Here is a 20,324-nt window from a genome sequence, read left to right on the forward strand (position 1 = left end):
ATTAGAGCGAGATGCTGAATCTTGGCGCAGAACTTGATAGGGCTTCTCTGCCCATACGAGAACTTTAAGTTTGGCGTGATAACTATAATTGATAGCCCTAGTCTTAATCTCCAATTCTAATGAAAAAAATCCTCAATAAACCATCCAAATCTATTGAGGAGTATCCAGAGGGATAAACAGTAAAAGTATCTAAATTATTTGATCAGTTTATTCTTTAAATCATTCCAGCCTGATTGCAGAATCTGGATTTTTTCTACCATCTGCTTATTCCATTCCTGAGGCAGCGAGCATTTTGCCAGACCGATCCAAACCGTTGAAAACTGTTTGATGAAGCTGGCTTCATTATAATGAATCCCATATTCTGCACAGAGCGCTTTAATTTTCGGAGCAACTTCGGCATAGCGATTGGCAGGCATATCGGGGAATAAGTGATGCTCAATTTGATGGCTCAAATTACCACTTAATATATGCAACCAGGCAGCACCGCTAAAATTACTAGATCCGCTGATCTGGCGTAAATACCATTCAGCCCGGGTTTCCTTCTCGATATTATCCATTTCAAATTCAAAGGTTTCTGCATCTTCGGTAAAGTGACCATTAAAAATGACCGCTGAGGCCCATAAGTTACGAATGATATTGGCGACAGCATTTCCGGTAAAAACAGGAAGCGCATTCGGCCCCGCAATCAGCGGAAAAAATACATAATCTTTCACGATTTGACGGCGCATTTTCTGGCGTAGGGGCGCAGCTTCTTCCCACACCTGTGCCCAAGTTTTGGTTTTATAGACAATCACCTCTTCCAGATGTAGACGCTGCACGCCCACATACCATTCAAAAAAGACCATCAGTTGCATTGCCACTGGAATATTAAACAGGAAGCGCGGTTCCCATTTCTGGGATTCACTGACACGAATCAGGCCATAACCTACATCATGATCCATCCCGACGATATTGGTATACGTATGATGCAGATAATTATGGGTATACTTCCAGTCATCTCCGGTCGCAATGGTATCCCAGTCATAATTGGCACCATTCAAGCTCGGATCGTTCATCCAGTCGAACTGACCATGCATGACATTATGGCCCAGCTCCATATTCTCCACAATTTTGGAAATACCCAATAAACCCGTGCCTAATAGCCACACGGGTGGCAACCATCCAGCCAACATCAACATGCCACGCGAAGTAATTTCGCTATAACGGATAAAATTCCGGATTTTATAAATATATTCTGCGTCTTTTTCACCCAAGTCATCCATGACCTGACGGCGGATTGTATCCACCTTGCCCCCAAACTCTTCAACCTGTTCAAGACTGAGAAATTGGGATTTGCTGTGTTTGTTAAAATTAACCGATAGATTCATGAACGGACCTTTTTATTTATTTGTTTAATTGTGGTTATAAGTTAATCACCACAGGACTAACCGCCTGTGAAATACATAGTTTAATCTGGGTGTTGTGAGCGTGATCAAGTTCACCGGTTAATAGATTGCGTACCGAACCACTCACTTTGGTACAGGAGCAGGTATTACAAATGCCCCTACGACACCCATGTGCAGGCTTGAGCCCGGCCTGTTCTGCACTTTCCAGCAAATTAGACTCAGCCTGAAACGCTTGTTGAGACCTTAAAAATTGTACTGGCTGTGCCTTTACTTTTTTATCCGTGATCAGCTGGAAGTATTCAGTATGAAAGTGCGGCTGGAGGTCAAATTTAGCTACTATTCTAAGTGCTGATTTCATCATGCTGGCTGAACCGCAAGCATAGATTTCACGTTTTTCAAAATCAGGCACTCGCTTTCGTAGCAAAGTCTGATTCAAATGCTGTGCATGTTCGATGGTATTAAAATGATGATATTCGAAGTTGGGATGCATCAAAGCCAGCGTTTTGAGCTCGGCATGAAAAGCATTGTCACGGGTAAAATAAATCAGGTCGATTGGTTCGAGTGACTGCACTACGGCTTTTTGCAAAAGTGAATAAATTGCGGTAATGCCACTGCCAGAGGCCAAAAACAACAAAGGTCTGTCAGAATCACCCAAAGTGAAATTACCCTGAGCTTGAGAAAGCTCAATAACCGCACCCAGCTGCATCAGACTCAGCGCACGTGATACTTTGCCCTGCTGTCGAACTGCAATCAGAATATCACCATTGGTTAAAATTGTCACAATAGAATAATGACGCTGATGATGAATCCCATCCAGTGCTACTGTCACCGCGATATGCTGGCCAGCTTGAAACAGTCGTCTTTTAAAGTTGCGGTTCGGACGTAATTGAATCTTGAAAAAATCCGGACTGACTGCCTGGATCTTAATGACCTCAACTTTGACTCTTTTTAGTGCCCAGGTCGGATGTATTTTTTCACCTATGAAGTCAATAAAGTCTTCACGCACCCAATGCGGCCGGTAGGTGGTTATATTTGTCATTTTTATTCCCTTAATCCATAGGTGTTTATTAATATACAATCGTCTATTTATTATGTGGTTCAGGATAAAAAGTTTTGAGTTTCAAACCATATCAATGCAGGACAAATTATGGGCTGAGAATCCATGATGAGGTTTTTTGTAGGACAATATTGCATAGAAAAGCTGATTTAGCTCGCTTGAAGTCCAATAAATACCTTGCTTGTATAAAGCTTGTTTTGAAAACCAATAAAAAAACCGGCCTGAATCCAGACCGGTTTTGGTTTTTTATATTTCCTCAACGTGAAAGATCAGCGTCTTTTTGCTTCTTAACTTGGCACTTGTTCTTGTTCCGTCAGGATAGAACCATAAGATTCACGTAAATCCTTTTTCAGCATTTTTCCAGTTCCGCTCAGTGGAATGTTATCTACAAAAATAACCTTGTCCGGAATCTGCCATTTGGCAATCTTGTCATCATAATAATCGAGAAGTTCCGTTTCACTGATTCGGCTTTCAGGTTTTTTCACCACAATCAGAACCGGGCGCTCATCCCATTTCGGATGTTGTGCTGCAATCACAGCAGCCATCGCAACTTCCGGATGACCCATGGCAATATTTTCCAGTTCGACTGAAGAAATCCACTCCCCGCCCGACTTGATTAAATCCTTAGCACGATCACAAAGGGTCATAAAGCCATCTTCATTTAAAGTGGCAATATCACCGGTATCGAACCAGCCATCTGTGGTCAGTGCAGATTCTTCCTTGCCAAAATAATGATCAATAATCCAGTGACCTTTAATTTGCAGATTCCCAACGGTTTTGCCATCCCGGGCAATTTCGTGGGTGCCTTTCTCTTCATCCGTCAAGCGCAGATCTACACCAAAAGGTGGACGACCTTGCGACAAACGCACTTTCAGGCATTCTTCCTCTGACAGATTAAGATGTTTGGTTTTAATCTGATTCGCGCTACCGAGCGGACTGGTCTCGGTCATTCCCCAAGCATGAATGGTTTCACAATCAAATTGTTCTTTAAAGACTTTCAACATGGCGGGTGGACATGCTGAACCGCCCACCACATTGCGTTTCAGGCTTTCCAGCTTTGAACCAGATTGCTGGGCAGCGGCAATCAGCCCCTGCCAGATGGTAGGCACACCGAGTGCAACGGAAACTTTGTAAATATCAATCATATTGACCAGACTCGCGCCATCTAGGCCAGGTCCTGGCAAGACTAAGGTACATCCCACCATCGCAGCAGCATATGGCGTTCCCCAAGCGTTCACATGGAACATCGGCACAACCGGTAGCATGATGTCACGTGCAGAGACATTTAAAGAATCAGGCAGGCTGATGGCATAACTATGCAAGGTGGTAGAGCGATGGCTATACAATACGCCTTTCGGATTTCCCGTGGTTCCCGAGGTATAACAGAGTGAACTGGCAATATTTTCATCCAGCTCAGGCCAGCTGAATTCTGCACTTTGCTGGGCAATAAGGGAGTCATAAAACTGGACTTCTGGCAATGCTTCAGTTATTGCCGGATCTTCGGCATCCAGACAGATATATTGCTCCACGGTTTTTAATAGCGGTTTAATGGCCTTGATCAAAGGAGCAAAGGTTTTATCAAAGAGCAGAACGCGGTCCGCAGCATCATTAATAATAAAAACCAGCTGTTCTGGAAACAAACGCGGATTAATCGTGTGGCAGACCAGACCACTTCCTGAAATGGCATACCAAGACTCTAGGTGACGGTGGTTGTTCCAGGCAATTGTTGCAACACGATCACTCAGTTCCAAGCCAAACTGCATTAAAACATTGGCAAAACGTTTTGAATTTTGTCGAATTTCTCCCCAGTTGGTAATCGTAATACTGGTATCGGTATTTTTGGAAATCACTTCAGTGTCGGCATGATAACGCCCGGCATGTTCAATCATGCTACTGATCAATAAAGGCTGAAACATCATATTTCCCAGCATTTCACACTCCCGTTTCATTTTTATTAGTCCATGTTTTATTTGTTTTCTTAGCCTGACAGTATAGGACTGACTGAAAAAATCAGTCAGTTCCGGTCATCATGCCCACTGAATTTAACAGGGAATGGCTCAGGTGTGATTGTCAAATTGTGACAAATTAATAGAAGTGACTGGGACGTACAGCAAATCAATCAAAGTCATTCAAAGAGCTAATAAACCAATCTAATCTCCTGAGTCTTCTAGCTTTCTGCACAGTTTGTACTTTGAGTTTGGCTTTGCACATAGAGAGCTGTTATATTAGTCTAGATTCATACAAATTTTGGCTTAACCGGTTAAAAAAGCAGTGATAACAATCAGAATGGTATAGGGTTGTTGAAGCACTTAAGCCTTGACGAAACCTGGCAATTTGATTCTCTGCTGATACAACTCGATATTTCTAGTGAATAAGCCCTTTAATAGTTAGCTCCCTATCCCAAAATGCACGCATCAAATGTATTCCATATTCTCATGATGAAAATTTTAAGGCAGTTTCGGCATCATTTGAAAAATTAAGAAATAGATAAAAAAGTTTTATCAAGAACCAAAAAAGCACTGCAGTACAGATCATTTGGAAAAAATAAAACGCGGATGAATCCATCCGCGTTTTTATCAGTTGAATGACTTCAGTTTAAAAGTAGCTTAGAAGTTGTAAACGGCAACCGCATTAATTCGGTTATCTTCACCTTTGGTACTGCCATTTGACGCTGAAGCTACAGCTTCACGTTCACCATAGACATATTCCAGACCAAAACTTAGAGGCTTCGTCGGACTATAGAAGACATTGGCCCACGCCTGCCAGAGGTCTTTATTGATTTTGGTTTTATCTGTAACACCCTGCACATAATTAGCATCTTGATCGAAGGTCATATAACCATAACCTAAAGTGCCACGTAATTTGTCATTAAACTGCTGAGTCAGGCCGACAGTAATTGAGTCAAATTCGCTTTGATAAAGGTTTCCACCTGCTGCAACGACACCCGGGTTAGCATAAGAGACAAAGCTGCTGTCGCCTTTTACATGGTAATAATCCGCTTTTACAGTCGTTCCTGGCATAACATCATATTTTGCGCCCAGACCCACGCCCCATGCGGTTTCTTCCTGCTCGTTAATACGCTTTTCATGGCCCATGGCACGTGCGCTTACTGCAAAATTATCTGCCAGTTTATGGTTTAAACGTGCAGTTAAAGCAGGTAAACGTTGCTGAATAGAGCTATCTTTTGGATCTTCTACTGCAACAACCAGATTGGTAGCCGGGCTAAACGTCGTAGTATGGCGAACCTGTGGTGTACGTTTTACCGCACCACCTGCATAAGCCAAAGCATCTACAGTTTCCGGCATATAATCAGGGAGCGCAAAGTTTGACCAGGTTTGCCCGATCAACCAGTTCGCATAGCTAATATAGGCATGCCGAATACGCAGGTTATCCAAGTTCGCTCCACCCAGGAAGTCGACTTCAAGTTTACCGCTAAGGGCATTATTACCGGCACCCACAGGTGCTTTAAAGTCCATTCCTAAACGTGTAGCAGCTAAAGTCGATCTGAGACGATCGCTATTTTCGCCATTACCTTCAAGTGGTACCGCATTAATCTGGTTATAAGGCATATCCTTAGCACCACCTTCTACCTGATAAGAAGCATCGGCACGAATATTTCCGTAAAGATTAAATTCGGCGCCGCTGGCAATTCTCATCACCGGGCTTGTTGCAGCTTTGGCGGGTACTGGCGGGAGGGGTGCAACAGGTGTTTGCACTGCCGTTGCAATCTGCTGAGTTTGGGCTTTCTGCTGTTCAATCATGCTACGTAAAGCTTGCACTTCTTGGCGTAGCTGCTCAATTTCCTGCTGGTTTGCCTGCGCTGTGGTTTGCGCTTGGGTCGATAGACTGATGCCCCCTAGACTCACAGCGATCATGCTCATCAATACTGTACGTTTCAATGTAATTGTTGGTTGGTTAAATAATGCAGCTGTGTTCATCCTAAACTCACTTTTTTTATTGTCCGATCGGATTCTAGCAATAGACCGCCAAGGCTTGCGATGGCGATCTATATCATTGAGGAAATTACACTTTTCAACTATTTCAAAATGATGGGTTGGCTTTTTTCGATGTTGAATCCGCTTCTAGCCCAGATGCTGCAAGGCTTTTACCATCGACGGAGTATTTTAAATTGACCAGGAAAATTGCCATCGCAGCGATTAGGCCAGGAATCGCAATTGCAAAGAAGTTCATTTGGTGAGGCAGGTTCATGGTCAATAAAGCACCTGTCAAAACCGGTCCAACGATAGCACCGATGCGGCCTATACCCGATGCCCAGCCCATTCCTGTAGAGCGTACAGTAGACGGATAGTACTGTGCGACGAAAGTATAAAGCAGGATTTGTGCACCGATTGTGGCGGCACCTGCCACGGCAATCAAGGTATATAAAACAAATTGTGGACTGTTATAACCCAGCAGGATCAGGGCCGTTGCACCACCGAGGAACATAATGGTCAGTACTGTCTTGATATGGAAACGGTCAGCCAGATAGCCACCGCCAATTGCACCGACCATTCCCCCAATATTCAGGGCAAACAGGAAGATCATACTCGCGCCTAGCGAATAACCTGCCTGAATCATGAGTTTCGGCAACCAGCTGCCTAGGGCATAAACCATCAATAAACACATGAAAAAAGCCAGCCAGAACATAAAGGTACTGAAACTGCGACCGTGCTGGAACAGTGCTTTTAATGGGGCTTCATCGCCTTTTTGTACTTCACTCAATACAAACTCAGTATCTTGACCAATCACTTGGGTTGGAGAGATTTTCTGAATAATACTGTGTGCCTCAGAAGTTTGCTTTTTGTTGGTCAGATACATCAAGGATTCTGGCAGATACCGCCATAACACTGGCAAAATCAGCAGTGGAATACCCGCAAGATAGAACATGATTTTCCAGCCAAACTGAGGAACCAGCCAGGCACCTAACAGAGCTGATGTCATACCACCAATGGCATAGCCACTAAACATTAAAGCAACCAGCGTGCTACGGATACGTTTTGGTGCGTATTCTGTCATCAATGCCACTACGTTGGGCATGACTCCACCAATCCCGAGACCTGCAATAAAACGTAAAATGCCAAATTCAACCGGTGTGGTGGCAAAAGCGCCCATAAAGGTAAAACCACTAAAAATTGCCACACAGATCATAATGGTCTTTTTACGGCCGAGCTTATCTGACAGGGTTCCAAAAGTCATGGCACCAAACATCATCCCGAACAGTGCGGTACTGGCCAGCATTCCTGCCTGCACTGCGGTCAATGCCCATTCCTGCATTAAAAGTGGTAATGCGACCCCATAAATGACCAAGTCATAACCATCAAAAATAATGATCAGCAAACACCAGATCAGTACTCCCCAGTGAAAAGGCGTAAACTTCGCTTCATCGATGAGTGTATTTATATTCACTTTATTCGTAGACATCTCCACCTCCTAACTGTGAAGTTCAATGAATGAGGCTCACAATGCAGAAGATAGGAAAAAATGTCCAAAACTGAATAGGCATGCTTCCATACCTATAAAGTCTACTGTTATCCAAGTGGTTTATTTTATTAAAGAATATATTTAAAAAAGAAAAACATAAGTCTCTGGGAGCAGACGAGTTTCATTTGCAATCCTTTATCATAAGAACTCAGGCTGCATATTTTCAAAAGACTGAACGGTCATAGGAAATAGCCTCAAGGTCATAGACCTGATAAACCGAATCGAATAGATGACGGATATATTCACTTTCATCCATATTGCGGATTGCCATAAATACTGGACTGACGGCTAAATGGTCGAGTATGGGGATAAAGTTCAGATGAGCCAGTTTAATATTCTTGGCACTTTCTGGTGTAATGCATATCCCTTCCCCCGCTGCCACAAAACCCAGGGCAAGCTGTAATTCACGTACAGTCCGGATGTTTTTAGGCTCTAATCCATATTCAGAGAAGATCCCCAGAGTCTGGCTGGCAAAGTTGGCTTTACCGCTATTGGGATATAAAAACAGAGGCTGCTCTACCAGTTCAGATAAATACACCCCTTCTTGCTGTGCCAAAGGGTGACTGGTATGTGCTGCCATCACTAGACGTTCTTCACGCAGTAACATTCGTTTAACCGCAGGATCGGAGATTCTCAGCCGTCCGAATCCCACATCAATACGCCCTTCTTTCAGCGCCTGAATCTGTTCATAGGTATTCATTTCCATCATCTCAATCTTGAGATAAGGATGCTGCTGTTTAAATAAAAACAGAATTCGTGATAGCAAACCGAATAATAAAGAACCGACAAAACCAATAGTAATGCTGCGGTCTGCAATGCCAATGCGTCGCGTCATGGACTTGATTTCTTCTGCATTAGACAAAAGTTTAACGGCATGCTGATAGAAAAACTGGCCGGCTTCCGTGGTCTTGAGTGGACGGCTACCGCGCTCAAATAGCTGAATATCAAGCTCTTGCTCTAAGTTCTGGATTTGCCGGCTTAAAGGTGGCTGAGCAATAAATAGTTTCTCTGCCGCTTTGGTAAAGCTTTGCTCTTCTACTACCGCAACAAAGTAGCGTAAATGTCTAAGTTCCATCCCAAACCAATACCTTTAAAGTATAAAAAAATGCCAAATCGATCTTCGACTGATCGAAACTATTCCTTTAAGGTATATTAAGTTAATGCATGAAAGCAAGAATGTGAACCGTAATTATGTATAAATCAGTTGAAACCTTGCTGTTGGAAATTCCCACCATCCGCCCACATAAGATGGCGGTGGCCACCATGCAAACCCAGACTTTGGTACTTGTCAAAATTACCACAGAAGACGGTTATGTGGGTTGGGGCGAAGCAACGACCATTGGTGGATTGGGTTATGGGGATGAAAGTCCGGAAAGTGTCAAAGTGAATATTGATACTTATTTCACCCCGCTTTTAAAAACGCTATCCGGTTTAAATGTTGCTCAGACCTTACAAGCAATTAAAAAGAATATTAATGGCAACCGTTTTGCGAAATGTGCCATTCAAACTGCCCTGCTGGATATTCAGGCGCAGCGTTTAGGCTTGCCGCTTTCAGAAGTTTTAGGGGGCCGTTTACGCGACAGTGTGCCGGTACTGTGGGTATTGGCTTCTGGCGATACCGAAAAAGATATTACAGAAGCAAAAAAAATGATTGCGGCAAAACGCCACAATATTTTCAAGCTAAAAATTGGTTCACGCCCGGTTGAAGAAGATGTTGAACATGTGCTGGCCATTAAACGCGCCTTAGGCAAAGACATCTCGGTCCGTGTGGATGTGAACCGCGCCTGGTCCGAACTGGAGGCCATTAAGGGTATTCAGCTGCTTCAGGATGGTGGCGTAGACCTGATCGAACAGCCTTGTGCAATTGATAATCTGGGGGCAATGCAACGCCTGACCCGCCGTTTTGACATCGCCATCATGGCAGACGAGTCGCTGATGGGGCCGCAATCTGCCTATCAGATTGCCACGCAGAATGGCGCTTCAGTTTTTGCCGTCAAGATCGCCCAGTCGGGTGGTCTGATTGAAGGTTGTGAGGTCGGCACCATTGCACAGCTTGCAGGTATTGATCTGTACGGCGGCACCATGCTGGAAGGTCCGGTGGGAACCATTGCCTCTGCACATGTGTTCTCTACCTTTAAGAATCTGGCCTATGCAACTGAGCTGTTTGGCCCGCTCTTACTGACCGAAGACATTTTAAAAACCCCACTCAATTATCAAAACTTTGAACTTCAGCTTTCCAAAGGCCCAGGTCTGGGAATTGAGCTGGATGACAACAAGATTGACAACTTACGTCGTCAATAATTCAAGGAGAAACCCATGCTTTTCCATGTACGGATGGACGTGAATATTCCACAAGATATGCCAGTGGAACAGGCCAATGAAATTAAAGCGGTAGAAAAAGCCTATTCTCAGGACTTACAGCGTCAAGGGAAATGGCGTCATATCTGGCGTATTAGTGGCCAATATTCAAATATCAGTATTTTTGATGTAGAGAGCAATGAAGAGCTGCACAACCTGTTACAAGGTTTGCCCCTTTATCCCTATATGAAGATTGAAGTGATGCCTTTGAACCGTCATCCGTCTTCGGTTCGTGATGATGACCGCTGAGCAGACCTTTTAACACGGGAATTACCGGATTTTGCCTCTAATCCACACAATAGAGAGCGCCCCCACAAGGATTGTGGCCAGCAAGATTTAGCCAGCCGGACGCAAGCTAAAAACATGGGCCACCCAAATATAAAAAAACATACTTAAGGAGTACTAGTATGAACCGCCAAGAAATTGATGCACTAGTAAAGAAAATGAATATCGATACAGCCACAGGTCCAATAGATGAGCGTGTACAGCAAATTGTTGTGCGTTTATTGGGGGACCTTTTCCAGGCAATTGAAGATCTGGACATTTCTCAGTCAGAACTCTGGAAAGGTCTTGAATATTTTACCGATGCAGGACAGGCCAATGAATTAGGCTTACTGGCTGCAGGATTGGGGCTGGAACATTATTTAGATCTTCGTGCTGATGCTGCAGATGCAAAAGCAGGCATTACAGGGGGGACGCCACGTACCATCGAAGGTCCTTTATATGTGGCAGGTGCGCCCGAATCAGTTGGTTTTGCCCGCATGGATGATGGCTCCGAGGAAGGCAAAATTCCAACGCTGATCATTGAAGGTACGGTCACCGACACGCAAGGCAACCTGATTGAAGGTGCCAAGGTTGAAATCTGGCATGCCAACAGCTTAGGCAATTACTCTTTCTTTGATAAGTCACAATCCGACTTTAACCTGCGCCGTTCTATTTTCACGGATCAGGACGGTAAATATGTGGCACTTACCACCATGCCGGTCGGTTATGGCTGTCCCCCAGAAGGTACGACCCAGTTTGTACTGAACAAATTAGGCCGTCACGGTAACCGCCCTTCACACGTGCATTATTTTGTATCTGCACCGGGTTATCGCAAGTTAACCACCCAGTTCAACATCGAAGGTGATCAATACCTGTGGGATGACTTTGCCTTTGCAACACGTGATGGCCTGGTCGCTACAGCAGTTGATGTTACCGATGAAGCTGAAATCGCACGTCGTGGTTTAAACGGCCCTTTCAAACACATTCAATTCAATATTGAACTTGTGAAAGATCAAGCTGCTGCACCTAGCACTGAAGTTGAACGTCGCCGCGCAAGCGCATAATTCCCTATGGAATCGGGATGAAAGTCTAAGAACGACATCCCGATGACTTACCCTGTTTGGAAAGTCGGAGACTGGACATGCCTCGTATTCCTGTAATTAACACCAGCCATTTAGACCGTATTGATGAATTACTGGTCGATGATTTTGAATCCGGTGAATTTAAACTCCACCGTTCGGTCTTTACAGACCAAGCCATGTTTGACCTGGAGATGAAATACATCTTTGAAGGCAACTGGGTCTATCTGGCACATGAAAGCCAGATTCCAAACAACAATGACTATTACACCACCTATATTGGTCGTCAGCCGATTATTATTGCGCGTAACCGCCAGGGTGAGCTGAATGCCATGATTAATGCCTGTTCACACCGTGGTGCACAGCTGTGTCGTCATAAAAAAGGCAACAAGGCAACTTATACCTGCCCTTTCCACGGCTGGACATTTAACAACTCTGGCAAACTTTTAAAAGTAAAAGATCCGACAGATGCCGGCTATTCAGACTGCTTTAACCAAGACGGCTCACACGACCTGAAAAAAGTAGCTCGTTTTGAAAGTTACAAAGGCTTTCTGTTTGGCAGCTTAAACCCGGATGTGCCAAGTCTGGAAGAATTCCTGGGTGAAACCACCAAAATTATTGACATGATTGTAGACCAGTCAGATCAAGGTTTAGAGGTTTTACGCGGCTCTTCGACCTATACCTATGACGGTAACTGGAAGCTGACTGCTGAAAATGGTGCAGATGGTTATCATGTATCTGCAGTGCACTGGAACTATGCGGCCACCACCCAGCAGCGTAAAGAAAAAGAAGCCGGTGATAACATTCGTGCCATGAGCGCCGGTGCATGGGGCAAACAAGGCGGCGGTTGTTATGGCTTTGAACATGGCCATATGCTGCTGTGGACACAATGGGCCAACCCGGAAGACCGTCCAAACTTTGCCAAGCAGGATGAATATACCGAGAAATACGGTGAAGCGATGGCGAAATGGATGATCGAGCGTTCACGTAACCTGTGTATTTATCCGAACGTTTATTTCATGGATCAGTTTGGCTCACAAATTCGTGTATTGCGCCCGATCTCTGTCAATAAGACCGAAGTCACCATTTACTGTATCGGCCCTATCGGCGAAGCGCCGGAAGCCCGTACTCGCCGTATCCGTCAATATGAAGACTTCTTTAACGCATCCGGCATGGCGACTCCAGATGACCTGGAAGAATTCCGCGCCTGTCAGGCGGGTTATGCTGGTATCGCGCTGGAATGGAACGACATGTGCCGTGGTTCCAAACACTGGATTCAAGGCCCAGATGATGCAGCCAATGAAATTGGCTTAAAACCAAAACTGTCCGGGATCAAGACTGAAGATGAAGGTCTGTATCTGGCCCAGCACCAGTACTGGTTAGAGTTGATGAAAAAAGGCATTGCAGCTGAAAAAGAACTGGCAGCGCAGACTGAAGGAGAAACCGTATGAGCGACATCAGTTTAGAAAATATTGCCCAGTTTCTTTATCAGGAAGCTCGCTTTTTAGATGACAAGCAGTGGGATGACTGGCTGAACTGTTATGCACCTACTGCATCTTTCTGGATGCCAGCATGGGATGACGATGACAGTTTGACTGTAGATCCACAGTCTGAAATTTCCTTGATCTACTATCCGGACCGTCAAGGTCTGGAAGACCGGGTCTTCCGTATCAAGACGGAACGTTCATCGGCCACCATACCGGACACCCGGACCAGCCATAACATCAACAATATTGAAGTTGTGGAACGCGACGGTGACAAGGTTACTGTACGTTTTAACTGGAATACCTTGAGCTTCCGCTACAAGACCAATTATAGCTACTTCGGCATGTCACGTTATGTGATCGATTTTTCGGGTGAACAACCGAAAATTTTAAGCAAATACGTGGTACTGAAAAACGACTACATCAACCAGGTCGTCGACATTTATCACCTGTAAGACTGTCTGCACAGCCAGGTATCACCTTTCAGCCAGATGGAAAATTGGCTGAAAGGTTTAGTTTCAAAGATTTATATAGGATATTCAGCCATGTCAAACCACAATATTGCACTTCAATTTGAAGATGGCGTGACACGCTTTATTAGCATTGCCCAAGGTGAAACCTTGTCGGATGCAGCTTACCGTCAAAAGATTAATATTCCTTTGGACTGCCGTGACGGAGCATGCGGAACATGCCGTGCCTTTTGTGAATCAGGTGCGTATGACATGCCGGAAGAAACTTATATTGAAGATGCATTAACGCCGGAAGAAGCTGAACAGGGTTATATTCTGGCCTGCCAATGCAAGCCGACTTCAGATGCAGTCTTCCAGATTCAGGCGTCTTCAGAAGTCTGTAAAACTACCATCCATGCTTTTCAGGGCACCCTGGCACGTGTAGACAACCTGTCGGAATCTACCATTACCTTTGATGTTCAGCTCGATGAAGGTCAACCGGACATTCATTTTCTGGCAGGTCAATATGTCAATGTAACGATTCCAGGTACAACAGAAACCCGTTCTTATTCATTCAGCTCTAAACCGGGTAACCGTTTAACCGGCTTTGTGGTGCGCAACGTACCCAATGGCAAAATGAGTGAATTCTTGAGTAAGAATGCCACCGCGGGCGATAAAATCACCTTTGCCGGTCCATTCGGTAGTTTTTACTTACGCCCTGTGACCCGTCCAGTATTGATGTTGGCTGGTGGTACCGGGATCGCTCCATTCCTGTCGATGCTGCAAGTATTGGAAGAAAAAGGCTCAGAACAACCTGTCCGTCTGGTCTTTGGGGTGACCAATGATTTTGACCTGGTGGCTCTTGAAAAGTTAAATGAACTGCAAGAAAAATGCCCTTGGTTTGAATATCGCACAGTAGTTGCAAGTCCGGAATCGGTACATAAACGTAAAGGCTATGTCACGGGTCATATCGAAAATGAATGGTTAAATGACGGCGATGTCGATATTTATTTATGTGGGCCGGTGCCTATGGTTGAAGCGGTCAGAAGCTGGCTAGACACAGAAGGCATAAAGCCTGCGAATTTCCTGTTTGAAAAATTTTCTGCGAATTAATAAAAGGAAGTTTTCCATGTCAGCACGTCAAAGATTTTTAAACAGAGTTGTGATTGTCACAGGCGCTGCCCAGGGTATTGGTCATGGGGTGGCTTTGCAAGCAGCCCGCGAAGGTGCACAAGTAGTCTTGGCTGATTTTTCCGATTATGTTGAAGAAACACTGGCTGAAATCGAAGCTTTTCAGGGTGATGCCATTGTTGTCAAAGCCGATCTGGAAACCTATGCCGGTGCTCAGGCCGTTGTGGCCAAAGCCATCGCAGTCTATGGCCGTGTAGATGTGCTCATTAACAATGTGGGGGGCGCCATCTGGATGAAGCCCTTCGTTGAGTTCTCACCTGAAGAAATTGAAAAAGAAGTCAGCCGCTCATTATTTCCGACGCTATGGTGCTGCCATGCAGTATTACCTGAGATGCTGAAACATAAGGAGGGCGTGATTGTGAATGTCTCTTCCATTGCAACCTGCGGTATCAATCGTATTCCTTACTCGGCCTCCAAAGGTGGAGTCAATGCACTAACCCGATCACTGGCATTTTGCCATTCCAAAGATGGTATTCGTGTGAATGCCGTTGCAACCGGTGGAACTGAAGCACCACCACGCAAAATCCCTCGTAACAGTAAACCGTTATCAGAGCAGGAAAAATCCTGGATGCAGGAAGTGGTCGACCAGACGGTTGACCGCACTTTTATAGGGCGTTACGGAACGATTCTGGAGCAGGTCAATGCCATTTTATTTCTGGCCTCTGATGATGCTTCATATATTACTGGAACGGTTGTGCCTGTAGGCGGTGGCGATCTGGGTTAACCAGATTATCTGAACGTTTACGGGATCATTGAATGCAAGGAGGCAAATCGCAATGGGAGCCCTAGTTAAAACATTAAAAAATGACTGGTCTATTTCAGCCACTGTTGCAGGTTTTTTAGCAGTGCTGATTTCTTATGCCGGCCCCATGATTATCTTCTTTCAGGCCGCCCAACAGGCCGACGTTTCATCCAGCATGATGGCCTCATGGATCTGGGGCAGTTCAATTGGGGCAGCCATCACCGGTATTGTTTTATCCATCAAGTTTAAAGTCCCGGTGATTACCGCCTGGTCCGCTCCGGGTACAGCTTTACTGGTTGCCCTGTTTCCAGGGATTACTCTCAATGAAATGGTAGCGGCTTATATTAGCTCAGCCATCATTATTTTTATCATTGGGGTCACCGGATCATTTGACCGGCTTTTAAAAGCCATTCCTCAAGGACTGGCTGCCGGCATGATGGCCGGTATTCTATTTCAATTCGGGATCGGATTATTTAAAGCAACCGACAGCATGCCTTATGTGGTCTTTGGCATGCTGCTGTGCTTTTTACTGGCCAAACGCTTTTCTCCCCGCTATGCCATTATTTGGGTTCTGATTGCAGGCATTAGCCTCAGTTTTATCTTTGGGAAAATCAATCCGGTTGCCATGAATTTTTCATTGGCTATTCCGGAGCTGATTATGCCGCAATGGACCTGGTCATCCACTTTAAACCTGGCCCTGCCTTTGACCATCGTCAGTCTGACAGGACAGTTTTTACCGGGTATGGCCATTTTAAAGCTCAGTGGATATGACATGCCGGCCAAACCTATCCTGAGTCTGGCCAGTATTGTTTCTGTAGGCGTGGCGATTGTGGGCGGAATTACGATTGTACTCGCTGCGATTACCGCCGCGCTGTGTACCGGTAAAGATGCCCACGAACTCAAGGAAAAACGTTATATCGCCGGTATTGCCAACGGCATTTTTTACATTTTAGGCGGTTTGTTTGCGGGCAGTATTGTCATGCTGTTCAGCATCTTGCCCAAAGAACTGGTTGCGGCTCTTGCAGGACTGGCCCTACTTGGCGCGATTGCCACTAATATTTCCACAGCAATGCACAATGAATCACAACGTGATTCGGCATTAATTACCTTTATGGCCACCGCATCAGGCATGAGTTTTTTAGGGCTCAGTTCCGTCTTCTGGGGCATTTGTATCGGTATTGTGGCACATGTGATTTTAACCAAACGCACTGGCCAGACTGTTGCTGTGACGGGCACTCAAACCCAGCGTTAATGACCATTTGTTGAATTAGGAAATATTATGATTGATAAATCATCTGCTTTAACCGAAGCACTTGCACAAATTAAGGATGGCTCAACTGTCATGATTGGTGGCTTTGGTACAGCAGGTCAGCCTGCTGAACTGATTGATGGTCTGATCGAATTGGGCATCAAGGACCTGATTATTGTCAATAACAATGCCGGAAATGGTGATTATGGTTTGGCTAAGCTGCTCAAATCTGGTGCTGTTCGTAAAATTATCTGTTCTTTCCCGCGTCAATCCGACTCCTGGGTCTTTGATGAGCTGTACCGTGCCGGAAAGATTGAACTGGAACTGGTACCGCAAGGTAGTCTGGCTTGCCGTATTCAGGCGGCTGGCATGGGCCTAGGACCTATTTATACCCCCACCGGTTTCGGTACTTTGCTGGCTGAAGGCAAACCGACCCTCAACTATGAAGGTAAAGACTATGTACTGGAAAATCCGATCAAGGCAGATTTTTCCCTGATCAAAGCGTCTCAAGGCGATCGCTGGGGCAATCTGGTGTACCGTAAATCTGCCCGTAACTTTGGCCCGATCATGGCGATGGCAGCCGATGTCACCATCGCCCAGGTTTCTGAAGTGGTTGAACTCGGTGCCCTGGACCCGGAGCACATTATTACCCCGGGGATTTTTGTTCAACACGTGGTTCAGGTTCAGCCTGCACAGTAATTGCAGCTAAGGAGAGAAGATTCATGAGCTATATCAAACTGACCCGTGACCAGATTGCCGAGCGTGTGGCACAAGACATTCCAGATGGCGCCTATGTCAATCTGGGCATTGGCCTGCCGACTAAAATTGCCAGCTACCTGCCTGACGATAAAGACGTCTTTCTGCATTCAGAAAATGGCTTGCTGGCGTTCGGCCCGCCTCCTGCGGAAAAAGACCGTGATCCGGAGCTGATTAATGCCGGTAAAGAATACGTCACCATACTCACCGGAGGCAGCTTTTTCCATCACGGTGATTCATTCGCCATGATGCGGGGCGGTCATCTGGATATTGCGGTACTTGGAGCTTTCCAAGTGGCTGAAAATGGAGATTTGGCCAACTGGCATACGGGAGCACCCGATGCGATTCCAGCCGTTGGCGGTGCAATGGATTTGGCTGTGGGCGCCAAAAAAGTCTTTATCACTACCGATCATGTCACCAAAAATGGGGAACCTAAGATTGTGGCTGAGCTGAGCTATCCGGCAACCGGTCTGAAATGTGTAGACCGCATTTATACTGACCTCTGCATCATTGATATAACTGCGGATGGTATGAAAGTGGTTGAAAAAGTAGAAGGTTTGTCATTTGCAGAATTACAGTCGATGACGGGTGCAACGCTGATTGATGCGACTCAGGGTTAAGAACTTTAGTAAATTCAAACCCAATTCTAAAAGATACCTGAGGTTCCTTCTCCCTCTGGGAGAAGGCTAGGATGAGGGGAAATTTAACAAACCTCTCCTAAAGTAGAGGGAACTTTATAAAGAAGAGATTAGATATGAAAAACGCATATATTATCGATGCCATCCGTACCCCATTTGGCCGTTATGCTGGTGGTCTGGCAACTGTCCGGGCAGATGACTTGGGCGCATTACCGATCAAAGCCCTCATGGAACGTAATCCATCCGTCAACTGGGAACAGGTAGATGATGTCATCTATGGCTGTGCCAACCAGGCGGGTGAAGATAACCGTAACGTGGGCCGTATGTCAGCCCTGCTGGCCGGTTTGCCTTATCAAGTCCCTGCCACCACTGTCAACCGTCTGTGTGGCTCGTCTCTGGATGCAGTCGCCCTGGCAGCACGTGCAATTAAAGCCGGTGAAGCCAACCTGATAATTGCTGGTGGGGTAGAATCTATGTCGCGCGCGCCCTTTGTAATGGGCAAATCTGAAAGTGCCTATGGCCGTAGCCAGAACATTGAAGATACCACCATGGGCTGGCGTTTTATCAATCCAAAACTCAAAGCATTATATGGTGTTGAAACCATGCCGCAAACGGCGGAAAACGTCGCGCAACAGTTCAACATTAACCGTGAAGATCAGGACCGTTTTGCCCTGACCAGTCAGCAGCGCACAGCGGCAGCACAAGCCAAAGGCTTCTTTACTCATGAAATTATTCCGGTGGTCATTCCACAACGTAAAGGCGATCCAGTTGTCGTGAATCACGATGAACATCCACGTGCCTCAACCACGGCAGAGGCGTTGGCCAAACTGAAACCTGTGGTCAAAGCAGACGGAACCGTCACCGCCGGTAATGCCTCAGGGATTAATGATGGTGCGGCTGCACTGTTAATTGCCTCGGATGAAGCAATTGCACAACACGGCTTAAAAGCACGGGCCAAAATTATTGGCTCAACCGTCGTAGGGGTTGAACCGCGCATCATGGGGTTTGGTCCTGCACCTGCGATCAAAAAGCTGCTCACTCAAACCGGTCTGACTCTAGAGCAGATGGATGTGATTGAATTAAACGAAGCTTTTGCAGCTCAGGCTCTGGCCTGCACCCGTGACCTGGGCCTTGCAGATGGCTCGGAGAAAGTTAACCCGAATGGTGGGGCGATTGCCTTGGGTCATCCACTCGGTGCATCCGGTGCGCGTCTGGTTACTACGGCCTTAAATCAGCTGGAACAGAGCGGTGGACAATATGCCCTCTGCGCCATGTGTATTGGGGTGGGTCAAGGTATCGCTTTAATTATTGAGCGTGTTTAAATAAAGAATTCTTCCTCAGCTCCCGTTGATAAAACAAGAAGGTTTAGGACCTACAAAGGAATATTTCATGCCAACATTTACATCAAATGATGCACAGATCAATTATCGGACTTTTGGCGATGCCACCAAGCCTGCGCTGGTTTTTTCCAACTCGTTGGGCACTAAATTCAGTATGTGGCAGCCACAAATTGAATTTTTTCAAAAAGATTATTTTGTGGTGTGTTATGACACTCGCGGTCATGGAGGCTCAACAGCACCACAAGGCCCCTATCAACTTGATCAGTTAGGTCAAGACGTCATCCATTTACTGAATCATCTGAATATCCAGAAAGCCGCTTTTTGTGGTATTTCCATGGGTGGGCTAACCGGGCAATGGTTGGCAATTAATCACCCTGAACGTTTTAATCACGTGATTGTGGCCAATACAGCCGCGAAGATCGGTCAGGAGCAAGCCTGGCTGGAACGTGCGACCTTGGTTCGTGCACAAGGTCTGGCACCGATCGCATCCACTGCCGCATCACGCTGGTTTACTGAACCCTTTATCCAAAGCAACGCAGCAATTGTTGCAGAACTTTCAAACGACCTTAGAGCTGGCAGCCCGGAAGGTTATGCAAGCTGCTGTGAAGCTTTGGCTAAAGCGGATTTACGTGAACAAATCAAATCAGTTTCGGTACCGGTACTGATTGTGACAGGTCAGCAAGATCCGGTTACCACAGTGGCAGACGCTCAGGCCATGCAACACAGTATCGTCAATAGCCAGCTCTGTGAAATCAATGCCTCGCATATTTCCAGTGTAGAGCAAGCTGAAGCCTTTAATCAGGTAGTTCAGGCATTTCTTGCTGCTTAAACGCATTGTTGAATTAAGAAAA

At 45.7% G+C, this 20,324-nt stretch carries 18 protein-coding genes; 12 read left to right on the top strand and 6 right to left on the bottom strand.

Annotated elements, in window-relative coordinates; translation table 11 throughout:
- Positions 1-194: 194 nt before the first annotated feature.
- The 6 genes from E2K74_RS03620 to E2K74_RS03645 form a co-directional block, all read right to left on the bottom strand.
- Complete coding sequence (locus E2K74_RS03620; protein WP_151206345.1) at positions 195-1,367, bottom strand: fatty acid desaturase family protein; 1,173 nt, start codon at positions 1,365-1,367, stop codon at positions 195-197.
- A gap of 34 nt (positions 1,368-1,401) precedes the next feature.
- Positions 1,402-2,424, bottom strand: coding sequence for a flavin reductase family protein (locus E2K74_RS03625; RefSeq protein ID WP_151206346.1), 1,023 nt, complete (start codon positions 2,422-2,424; stop codon positions 1,402-1,404).
- Positions 2,425-2,729: 305 nt separating this feature from the next.
- A complete protein-coding gene (locus tag E2K74_RS03630) occupies positions 2,730-4,373 on the bottom strand; it encodes a long-chain-fatty-acid--CoA ligase (protein WP_151206380.1) in 1,644 nt (547 codons plus the stop codon).
- Positions 4,374-5,048: 675 nt separating this feature from the next.
- Complete coding sequence (locus tag E2K74_RS03635) at positions 5,049-6,380, bottom strand: DcaP family trimeric outer membrane transporter (protein WP_151206347.1); 1,332 nt, start codon at positions 6,378-6,380, stop codon at positions 5,049-5,051.
- Between the two features lie 103 nt (positions 6,381-6,483).
- Positions 6,484-7,863: an MFS transporter gene (locus E2K74_RS03640; RefSeq protein WP_151203414.1), complete on the bottom strand. Its 1,380-nt coding sequence runs from the start codon at positions 7,861-7,863 to the stop codon at positions 6,484-6,486.
- A 223-nt stretch (positions 7,864-8,086) separates the two neighbouring features.
- Positions 8,087-8,998 carry a LysR family transcriptional regulator gene (locus E2K74_RS03645; protein ID WP_151203413.1) on the bottom strand — a complete coding sequence of 304 codons (912 nt, stop codon included), beginning with the start codon at positions 8,996-8,998 and terminating at the stop codon, positions 8,087-8,089.
- 116 nt (positions 8,999-9,114) lie between these two features.
- Here E2K74_RS03645 and E2K74_RS03650 point away from each other — a divergent pair, with 116 nt between their 5' ends.
- The 12 genes from E2K74_RS03650 (at position 9,115) to pcaD (ending at position 20,302) form a co-directional block, all read left to right on the top strand.
- Complete coding sequence (locus E2K74_RS03650; RefSeq protein ID WP_151206348.1) at positions 9,115-10,224, top strand: muconate/chloromuconate family cycloisomerase; 1,110 nt, start codon at positions 9,115-9,117, stop codon at positions 10,222-10,224.
- Between the two features lie 15 nt (positions 10,225-10,239).
- Positions 10,240-10,530, top strand: a complete 291-nt coding sequence (catC, locus tag E2K74_RS03655; RefSeq protein ID WP_151206349.1) for a muconolactone Delta-isomerase — start codon at positions 10,240-10,242, stop codon at positions 10,528-10,530.
- Positions 10,531-10,688: 158 nt separating this feature from the next.
- Positions 10,689-11,609 carry a catechol 1,2-dioxygenase gene (gene catA / locus E2K74_RS03660; protein WP_151206350.1) on the top strand — a complete coding sequence of 307 codons (921 nt, stop codon included), beginning with the start codon at positions 10,689-10,691 and terminating at the stop codon, positions 11,607-11,609.
- A 77-nt stretch (positions 11,610-11,686) separates the two neighbouring features.
- Positions 11,687-13,075 (top strand): benzoate 1,2-dioxygenase large subunit, encoded by a 1,389-nt coding sequence (gene benA / locus E2K74_RS03665; RefSeq protein WP_151203409.1) that lies wholly within the window; start codon positions 11,687-11,689, stop codon positions 13,073-13,075.
- Positions 13,072-13,563 (top strand): benzoate 1,2-dioxygenase small subunit, encoded by a 492-nt coding sequence (gene benB, locus E2K74_RS03670; protein ID WP_151206351.1) that lies wholly within the window; start codon positions 13,072-13,074, stop codon positions 13,561-13,563. Before benA ends, benB begins: the two co-directional genes overlap by 4 nt.
- Before the next feature lie 90 nt (positions 13,564-13,653).
- A complete protein-coding gene (gene benC / locus E2K74_RS03675; RefSeq protein WP_151206352.1) occupies positions 13,654-14,670 on the top strand; it encodes a benzoate 1,2-dioxygenase electron transfer component BenC in 1,017 nt (338 codons plus the stop codon).
- Between the two features lie 16 nt (positions 14,671-14,686).
- The gene (benD, locus tag E2K74_RS03680; RefSeq protein WP_151206353.1) at positions 14,687-15,472 is read left to right on the top strand and encodes a benzoate diol dehydrogenase BenD; all 786 of its coding nucleotides are present in this window, start codon (positions 14,687-14,689) and stop codon (positions 15,470-15,472) included.
- A 52-nt stretch (positions 15,473-15,524) separates the two neighbouring features.
- Positions 15,525-16,742: a benzoate/H(+) symporter BenE gene (benE, locus tag E2K74_RS03685; protein WP_151206354.1), complete on the top strand. Its 1,218-nt coding sequence runs from the start codon at positions 15,525-15,527 to the stop codon at positions 16,740-16,742.
- A 27-nt stretch (positions 16,743-16,769) separates the two neighbouring features.
- Entirely contained in the window at positions 16,770-17,438 is a 669-nt protein-coding gene (locus tag E2K74_RS03690) for a 3-oxoacid CoA-transferase subunit A (RefSeq protein ID WP_151206355.1), read from the top strand.
- Positions 17,439-17,461: 23 nt separating this feature from the next.
- Positions 17,462-18,115 carry a 3-oxoacid CoA-transferase subunit B gene (locus tag E2K74_RS03695; RefSeq protein ID WP_151206356.1) on the top strand — a complete coding sequence of 218 codons (654 nt, stop codon included), beginning with the start codon at positions 17,462-17,464 and terminating at the stop codon, positions 18,113-18,115.
- A 134-nt stretch (positions 18,116-18,249) separates the two neighbouring features.
- Positions 18,250-19,455, top strand: coding sequence for a 3-oxoadipyl-CoA thiolase (gene pcaF, locus E2K74_RS03700; protein ID WP_151206357.1), 1,206 nt, complete (start codon positions 18,250-18,252; stop codon positions 19,453-19,455).
- 67 nt (positions 19,456-19,522) lie between these two features.
- Entirely contained in the window at positions 19,523-20,302 is a 780-nt protein-coding gene (gene pcaD / locus E2K74_RS03705; RefSeq protein WP_151206358.1) for a 3-oxoadipate enol-lactonase, read from the top strand.
- Positions 20,303-20,324: the final 22 nt, after the last annotated feature.

The sequence above is a fragment of the Acinetobacter sp. RF15B genome (genome assembly GCF_007558235.1).
GTDB lineage: Bacteria > Pseudomonadota > Gammaproteobacteria > Pseudomonadales > Moraxellaceae > Acinetobacter > Acinetobacter lwoffii_C.